At 51.7% G+C, this 1,107-nt stretch carries 1 protein-coding gene and 1 pseudogene; both read right to left on the reverse strand.

Annotated elements, in window-relative coordinates; translation table 11 throughout:
- Positions 1-55: 55 nt before the first annotated feature.
- Positions 56-982 carry an ATP-binding protein gene (locus AAFO90_RS24935; RefSeq protein ID WP_347511195.1) on the reverse strand — a complete coding sequence of 309 codons (927 nt, stop codon included), beginning with the start codon at positions 980-982 and terminating at the stop codon, positions 56-58.
- 16 nt (positions 983-998) lie between these two features.
- Positions 999-1,107 (reverse strand): annotated as a pseudogene (locus AAFO90_RS24940) (IS5/IS1182 family transposase); the annotation flags it as partial.

Below are 1,107 nucleotides of genomic sequence, written 5' to 3' on the forward strand. Positions count from 1 at the left end.
ACGGCTGGGAAACCCTCTCTCAGCCCCTCGAACCCATGCCCCTTGACCTCGCAGCCTAAAACACCGACCCTTCACATGCCCGGAGCGCGCCGCCAGGGAATTTCCACAGCATTCGCGACACGACCTTATGTTCGTAGTAGAGAAGATCGTCAGAATCTCGCCTTGTACGAGCCTTCACAATGGTTCTCGTAGCGCGCTTCACGCGTCCCTGATAAGTGATTTTTCTTTCAGGCTCGTCGGTTTTGGGGAAGTGCGCCCGGCGACGATCCTCGTCAACAACCAGACCGATTGCCCTTAGGTGTTCGTTCAACATCTCATGCAGTAGCCTACGCATGATGTTCAAACCATTTCCCTGCTCAAAGAGCTCTGGGATTGTCAGTTCTTCGATGTCTCCTTCGTCAAATGGCGTTACATAGTCACTTGTGATCCGCTCCAGATCGTAAAAACTAAAGAAGCGCCCATCTTGGACATATCCTGGAGGAACTGGAAGATCTTCGGCGCTTTTCCGAAGCCCTGATGCTGATCGCGCGGATGTACCGGCGTGCCAAATCTTTTCCGGCAAACCAACAAATTCCACAAGATTTGTCGTGAACCGTACTGTTTCAGACTGATCTGCTACCGCCGTGCGAGTAATTTCATCTACTGCTTCTGGCCGGGCAAAAATCAGTACCTTAAACGCAGAATTCTGCTCCATCGGATAGAAATGCACATCACCATTATTGTCGATTGTGTACTGAAGCATGTCGGCTAGGCCTGAGCCGCGCCTTTCCATTTCGTTACTACCGTAAAAGAAACTCGAAATGACTGGGTTTCGATAGCCTTTCAAAACACCCCGCGAACCTCCGCGTACAAGGCTCTCAATCGACTCTGCGCCGGTCCGTAGCGCGACTTCATCTATGAGACCCCCTGGACTTACCGTTTCAATCTCAGTCGGTGAAATCCTGATTTCTATTGGCGCTTCAACCGCATAATCCCGATGCACTAGGGTCTGTGGACATTCATCGTGAGGCGATGATGGCAGCCGCGAGATGCCAATTGGCGGCGTAGCTGGACGTTGTCTTTTCGTAGCGGGTCGCTATGGCTCTGAATTCCTTGATCTTTGCGAAG

The sequence above is a fragment of the Phaeobacter sp. CAU 1743 genome, from assembly GCF_039839315.1.
GTDB classification, from domain to species: domain Bacteria; phylum Pseudomonadota; class Alphaproteobacteria; order Rhodobacterales; family Rhodobacteraceae; genus Phycobacter; species Phycobacter gallaeciensis_A.